The following is a 6,858-nucleotide window of genomic DNA, read 5'->3' on the forward strand; positions in this document are numbered from 1 at the left end:
GTAATACATTTGTTCCACATTTATAAAAAATAAAACCAGTGTGTCCCGATTAAATATCGAGGCATACCAGTAGCCAAACATTCGTTTATTAGCTATCAAGGATTTTAATTATTCAATTCAGCTATTTGCTATACTCATACCAGAGATGAATTTTCCTTAGTCTAGACTATTAGTTTTTTATAATAAAAAAACTACATCCTATATTGAATGTAGTTTTTCTAGCTGATTTATTTATTTTTTACTTCATTTTTATAAAAAGCAAATAATGGTTCAATGGCTGGACTAGATAATAGAGGAATTGCCTTCTCAATCAACTCTCTATCCCAATCAAACCAACGCATCTCCATTAGCATATTCATTTCTGTATCAGTGAACCGCTTCTTTATTTCCTTAGCAGGATTCCCACCAACTATTGTATACGGCGGAACATCTTTACTTACGACAGATCCTGCTGCAACGATTGCACCTTCACCGATTGTAACACCAGGCATTATAATAGCATTCATTCCAATCCAAGCATCACTTTTAATGACTGTATCACCCTTCGGTTCATATGATTGTTCAATTTGCTCAGCGAATGGATATACTGTAATCCATTCTGAGTGATGATTATGATTACCACCCATTAATATGACTACTCCACTGGCAATACAAACATAATTCCCAATTATGAGTTTATCAAGATGCCATCCCATCTGTTCAATTGGATTGAAAAGTGCTCGGGACTTAGCGTCTCCCCACAAATACCTTACACAGCCATCTTCAAAATTTTGATGACTATAATAGCCAGAATAATAGGAGTATTCTCCTACTTCTATGAGTGGATTTGTTACTATATCTTTTAAATACTTCGTTTCTGACCAATGATTAAATAATGGATGCTTCATAACTTTATTCCTCGCTTCTAAGTATTATAGATCTTTGTAATTCACTTAGAAGCTTAATACGACCGCTACATTTTTTAGCTTTCTCAAACGACGAATCATTATATTCAAGCCTTTCTTTTATAATAAAAAAATCATAACGTGATAAATTACATAAGTCAAATTGTAAAATTATGTGCTCAAACTTAAGGTGTGCATTGAAATTTCAGTTTTAAAATAATCATGGTTTCAAATAATATATCGCAATTACATATAATAAAGATTTATTAGCTATATCTCTAACTTCTTTCTTATATTAGCCTTCACTCCCTCGATATAATTTTATTATTTATTGATTTGTCTGATAAATCAATAAATGTTAATATGATTATAGAAGATATTATCAACCATTAGATTTCACAGCTAGTTTTTCACAAAAATGATTTCTGAATCCTTTATTAATTAGGAGGTTTAGATGATGAAACTTTTAAAGCAATCAACAATTATCGGTGCATTGACTGTTGGAGGATTTTTATTTTCAAATACAATTAGTACAATCCCACCTGTGTCTGCTGAATCGCAACTTATACAAAAAGAATCACAATTTACAGATAATTGGCGGTGGCAAAGCTATTTTTTATTACATCATAATGCAGATTTTTTAGAAGAGTTAGCAGTTGGTGACTTAAAGCATGGAGATACATTCGATGCTAATATATATACTGGTGGTAAGGATACTGGTATTGTAAAAATATATCAATTGAGTGGAAATGAAAATGATGGAATAAACTTACATAGATATAAAACCATTTACGACTCAGGTATAACACATAATTATGGTAGATTTGTAACACCTATTACTACGGTTTATAATCCAGGAACATATGTAGCTGTTATGAAACTTGGAGAAAATTATTATTATGGGGGCAGCTTTAAAATCTCAAAATAATTTACGTTTATCTCACCAATAAATAATGGATACTATAGTTATTAGACAAAAACTATTTTAAAAGCTTCTCTGCCTTATATAAGGTAGAGAGCTTTTTGATTGTCTGCCCTTTTAAGGTTAGAAAAAATCCTTACTTTCTTTATATCCTACAATTCGATATGTTCATGCTTTAAACATGCGATAATTTATTTATATAAGTATTTTAAATTAATATTGAAAGGAGAATATTACATGTCTTTCTTTTCTTGGTCTCCTCTTATTTTCTTAATAGTTGTCGCAATTATCATTTCTATTCAAAAGGCTAAGAAACAATAATTTATTATTTGGAGGTGTAATAATGTCATTTGCAGCATGGAGTGCAATTTTTATGACTTTAATCGGAGCAGTATCCGGAGCAATCTTTGGTACAATTCCCTCTAGAAATAAGAGAAAAAATACTAACTAAAAAAAACTAATAATAAAAATTAATATCTATTTTAGTGACAGCTAATACGCCCCAAACATTTCAGCTGTCACTTTCTATTCAAATATCTTCCTCTTCAAAACTCCATCCACCATCAATATAATTTGCTGACCATTCTTTTCACTCTTGCTCGAAGAAAGCTCCCAACTCTTTCTGGATTTTTGGGTCGTATTCTAATTGTTATAAAGTAAGTTCATCTTTATGATTAGACCGTGATATCCAATTCCTAATATAAAATGCCCTTTTATTTTTTGATCCATCTTCATTCTCCTTTTCTTTCAAATAACGCTTTTATGAAAATTCCATTGTCTAATTCTTCACTTGTCCATTTCGCTTTTCTCTACTTCTGCATTTATTATTAGTAATACTAATTTTTCAGAGGTGAAATTATTATGGACGAGTTTTTATCTTTTTCTTCAGTAAATCCTAATTTAGTCGGACCTACTTTACCACCTATTCCACCATTCACACTTCCTACTGGGCCTACTGGCAACACCGGACCTACCGGGCCCACTGGATCTACTGGGGACACTGGACCTGGATGTATAGAGCCACTACCAATATTCACTCAAATAGTCTATGTAAACAAAGCTGGTAATGACGTTACCGCTGATGGTTCTGAATGTGCACCGTTTTTAACAGTTACTGCAGCAATGGCATCAATAACGGATGCAATAGCGCCATTTCCGGATACTTTAAATATAACTAAACGTTATGCTATCAAAATTGGACCCGGTACCTATATTGAACCATTAATTCATTTAAAAGCTAACATTCAATTGATAGGGACTAGTACTTTATTAACTAGATTACAAATTCCTTTTGATATAAATGATCCGACTTGGTTTGATTTGAATTTTTCACAAGATCCTAGATCTGGGTTTGTCAATCTGTCATTAATAAGTGGGCCACTTGATTTTAACTTTCAAACAGCGCAAAGTGTTTCAGGTAAATTATTCTTTGTTAGCGTTAATATAACCCCTACTCCTATATTCACAGCTTTATCTACTTCTGTGAATCAAGTTAATATCCGTGACTCAATGTTATCCGCTGGTTATACTCAAAATGGCATTAACATGGTGATGTTTGCTTCATTCGTTTCTAATGGTAATATTACTATTAATTCACAAGCGACCACAGATACTCAAGTCAATTTAGTTGGTGGAGGAATAAATGGTAATGTCATTATTAATGTACAATCTGGTCATATTCCAATTGACCCTTTAAATTTAACCAGTTTTGCTATTACAGAAAACATTTTTAATCCCAGTCCTAATTCAGGGAATTTAAATGTCAATGGCGTTAATAACGTTATTACAAGAGTCAGAGCGACAGTTGATTCATTACCTATTCGTTCCCGAATAACTCTTATAGGAACAAATACTTCTTTAATTAGAGTTGATGACGCTTTCGATTTAGCTTATGCACCTATCAATCCAATAAATTGGGCTGCTCCTCCTCCTACAACAGTACAGGAAGCTTTAGATAGAATTGCTTCATTGCTCGCAGGAACTATCGGTACTCCATAAATACCTTAGAAAGAACTTAAACCCTGTTTCTATACAAGCTAAGTTGTTATGGTATATGAGAGAAAAGTCTCTTCAAATCTTATTGGAGAGACTTTTTTCGTTTCTAAGTAAATCCAATATTCAAAAATGAATCTATATGATAAACAAAGTAATTATTTCTTAAAAAAATTCAAATTCCATTGAACTTCCTTCCCATTATTCTTTATCTCCGTCAGTGGCTCCATTTCCTTTTTTACAAATTCATCTATCATTTTTCTTTGTATATCTTCTTTTTGTTCTTCCTCGGATCGAAAACCAAAATAAAGTAATGCACTTGTAATAACCAGTCCTACAATGTATCCTAAAATACATCCTAACCAAAATATAATGTACCATCTCCCTATGCATTAATTCGGATATATATTAATACATTAAAATGTAACATATGACGATTTTGCTATAACACAAATAAAACAAAATATAAAATAAACAGAAGTATATATACAATAAAGTATATTTCCCCCTTCATAAGTACTAAAAAAAACAGCACTTAATCATTATTAGCTGTAAAACTTAATAGTACATACTAATGAAAAATGAATTTCTAATAAAATTCAATACAAAAAAGTAGCCTATACAGTTTTATAGGCTACTTTTCATTTCATCCATATTATTTAGCTAATTCTTTCGTACCCTTCATTACATCAACGAAGAATCCCCAGTTATTCACAACAGAAGAAATACTAATATGTTCATCCGGTGTATGAACGTTAAAAATGTCTGGACCAAATGAAATCGCATCTAAGTCAGGCATCTTTTGAACGAATGCACTACATTCAATACCTGCATGTACAGCGAAGATTTCAGCATCCTTGTTGTATTTTTCTTGATGCACTTTTTCAAACAAATTACGAATTTGTGAATTCGGATTGTATGGCCATTCTGGATACTCTGACTCTATTTCAAATGTTGCACCAACTAATTCGGCAATACATTTAATTTCATTTGCAACATGTTGTTTTAAACTACTGACAGAACTTCTCACTTCGTTACGTAATTTAATTTCATCTTGCAACGTTTCAATAACGCCTAAATTTGTTGAGCTTTCTACTAGACCTTTAATATCCATGCTCATACTTTGAATGCCGTTCGGAATTAAGAATAATGATGAAATAAGCTGCTTTTGTGTCTCTTTAGCAAATACTTTTTCTCCTGCTTTATCCAATTTTGTAAGTGTTACATGAACATCTGGATCAACAGCACGCATTTCTTCTTGTAATACTCTTGTCCATGATACTAGTTTTTCTTCTACTTTCTCTACATCTTCTGTACGTAATACGAGTGTAGCTACACTTTCACGCGGAATTGCATTCGTTTTTAATCCGCCGTGAACCTCACTTATATCAAATTGAATAGTTGCTGATAAATCACGTAATACTCGTCCTAATACTTTGTTCGCATTACCGCGTTGTTTATCAATTTCCATACCAGAATGTCCGCCTTTTAGACCACCAACATATAGACGGTATGCATCCATATTCGCTGGCGCTTCATCCCAAATTACTGGAATTGTTTCAACTGCTTTCGCACCACCTGCGCTACTTACAAGTAATTTATGATCTTCTTCAGAATCAATATTAATAAAAATCTTTCCTTCAAAATGATTTGAATCAACAGCGAAAGCTCCGCCCATTGTCGTTTCTTCTTCAGTAGTAATAACTACTTCAAGTGCTGGATGCGGAATGTCTTTTGAATCTAATAGAGCTAATGCATACGCAACTGCAATACCATTATCAGCACCTAAAGTCGTTTGATTTGCATATAACATGTCCCCAATGATTCGTAATTCAATTGGATCTTTTTCAAAATCATGTACGGTTGCTTGATTTTTTTCACATACCATATCCATATGACCTTGAATGATAATAGCTGGTACATTTTCATAGCCAGTAGTTGCGTCTTTTTTAATAATGACATTCATTGCTTCATCTTGAATCACTTCTAAGTTACGCTCTTTTGCAAAGCCCACTAAATAATCACTAATTTCCTTTTCATTACCCGATCCTCTAGGAATCTTTGAAATTTCTGCAAAATGATAAAATACAGGGTGCTTTGTTAATTGTTCTAAAGTAGAATACATTTTTCAAGCTCCTCTCAAAATGACAAAATAATATGTAAGTCTTTAATCATTATACCATGATTCATTATTTTACCTTTCTTTTAACTTTTTAATATATTATTCATTTTATGTACAACACTCTTACAACATTGTAAGGGTGTTGTAAGCTATATCGATTTTCCTCATTTCATAATAGCCGTATACTGTGTAAAGAAACAAATTGAAGGAGATAAAGAAAATGAAAAAGTTTTTATCAATTATTACACTATGTTTATTATTTTCTAGTATTACTATTGGGTGTGAGCGAGCATCACTAAATCGAATTGGTAAAGATGTGTATTATGTGCAGATAAAAGGCGAAGGAACTATCGAAAAAGTAGAAGGTAGAAACTTACGAAACTACACGCTGCCCGCATATGACGAAGACGGAGTAAAAAAACAAATTACATTTAGAAGTAAGAAAGCATCAAACGAACATAAATTAAATGAAAAAGCATTTTTATGTCTTTATGTAGATCAAGATGATAAGAGCAAAAATGAAATATCATCAATTGAAGTGAAGTCATATGAAGAGGTTCAGGAAGCTGACTTACCTGCAAAAGTAAAAGAAAAGTTAAATGCTAAATAAAAAACAAAAGAAAATGCACTATGCATTTTCTTTTGTTTTTTTCACTCGTATATATTTTGAACCGCTATTATTCATCAGTTTCTCTAAACGATTTATATTTTCCGTTAATGCACCTTTCACAAGAGAGAAATCTGTATTTGGTTCATCTTTTTTTTCTTTAAAAAATGAAGACTTTTGTACATTTACTTCAGCCATCTCTTCTCCCCCTTTTCAAAAAGATACAACCTTCTATTTATATTATATCGCAAATGTAGACAGTATGTACAAGTATCATTTTCTTTTTAATTCTTCTTCTAACTCTTCTACTTGCTGTAATGTATCTCCTTTT

6 protein-coding genes are annotated in these 6,858 nt (G+C 32.0%); 3 read left to right on the forward strand and 3 right to left on the reverse strand.

The window, feature by feature from the left end; genetic code table 11:
* Window positions 1-227: 227 nt before the first annotated feature.
* Window positions 228-887: a CatB-related O-acetyltransferase gene (locus tag BAU23_RS12310; RefSeq protein ID WP_000682542.1), complete on the reverse strand. Its 660-nt coding sequence runs from the start codon at window positions 885-887 to the stop codon at window positions 228-230.
* A 454-nt stretch (window positions 888-1,341) separates the two neighbouring features.
* Here BAU23_RS12310 and BAU23_RS12315 point away from each other — a divergent pair, with 454 nt between their 5' ends.
* Window positions 1,342-1,812 (forward strand): DUF5065 family protein, encoded by a 471-nt coding sequence (locus tag BAU23_RS12315; RefSeq protein WP_071734554.1) that lies wholly within the window; start codon window positions 1,342-1,344, stop codon window positions 1,810-1,812.
* A gap of 855 nt (window positions 1,813-2,667) precedes the next feature.
* Window positions 2,668-3,804: an exosporium leader peptide-containing protein gene (locus BAU23_RS12320; protein ID WP_071734555.1), complete on the forward strand. Its 1,137-nt coding sequence runs from the start codon at window positions 2,668-2,670 to the stop codon at window positions 3,802-3,804.
* A 649-nt stretch (window positions 3,805-4,453) separates the two neighbouring features.
* On the opposite strand, the gene pepD is transcribed toward BAU23_RS12320, so the two are convergent.
* The gene (gene pepD / locus BAU23_RS12325) at window positions 4,454-5,923 is read right to left on the reverse strand and encodes a beta-Ala-His dipeptidase (protein WP_000287559.1); all 1,470 of its coding nucleotides are present in this window, start codon (window positions 5,921-5,923) and stop codon (window positions 4,454-4,456) included.
* A 217-nt stretch (window positions 5,924-6,140) separates the two neighbouring features.
* On the opposite strand from pepD, the gene BAU23_RS12330 reads away from it, so the two are divergent.
* On the forward strand, window positions 6,141-6,530 hold the full coding sequence (locus BAU23_RS12330) for a YxeA family protein (protein WP_000714165.1): 390 nt from the start codon (window positions 6,141-6,143) through the stop codon (window positions 6,528-6,530).
* Between the two features lie 18 nt (window positions 6,531-6,548).
* Here the strand turns inward: BAU23_RS12330 and spoIISB are convergent, their stop codons facing one another.
* Window positions 6,549-6,725 (reverse strand): stage II sporulation protein SB, encoded by a 177-nt coding sequence (gene spoIISB / locus BAU23_RS30185; RefSeq protein WP_000852617.1) that lies wholly within the window; start codon window positions 6,723-6,725, stop codon window positions 6,549-6,551.
* Window positions 6,726-6,858 lie beyond the last annotated feature (133 nt).

The sequence above is a fragment of the Bacillus nitratireducens genome, from assembly GCF_001884135.1.
GTDB classification, from domain to species: domain Bacteria; phylum Bacillota; class Bacilli; order Bacillales; family Bacillaceae_G; genus Bacillus_A; species Bacillus_A nitratireducens.

Excerpts from the sequence above, each read along its gene's own strand:
- spoIISB (WP_000852617.1), bottom strand. The coding sequence starts at position 6,725 with ATGGCTGAAGTAAATGTACAAAAGTCTTCATTTTTTAAAGAAAAAAAA.
- BAU23_RS12315 (WP_071734554.1), top strand. The coding sequence starts at position 1,342 with ATGAAACTTTTAAAGCAATCAACAATTATCGGTGCATTGACTGTTGGA.
- BAU23_RS12330 (WP_000714165.1), top strand. The coding sequence starts at position 6,141 with ATGAAAAAGTTTTTATCAATTATTACACTATGTTTATTATTTTCTAGT.
- BAU23_RS12310 (WP_000682542.1), bottom strand. The coding sequence starts at position 887 with ATGAAGCATCCATTATTTAATCATTGGTCAGAAACGAAGTATTTAAAA.
- BAU23_RS12320 (WP_071734555.1), top strand. The coding sequence starts at position 2,668 with ATGGACGAGTTTTTATCTTTTTCTTCAGTAAATCCTAATTTAGTCGGA.
- pepD (WP_000287559.1), bottom strand. The coding sequence starts at position 5,923 with ATGTATTCTACTTTAGAACAATTAACAAAGCACCCTGTATTTTATCAT.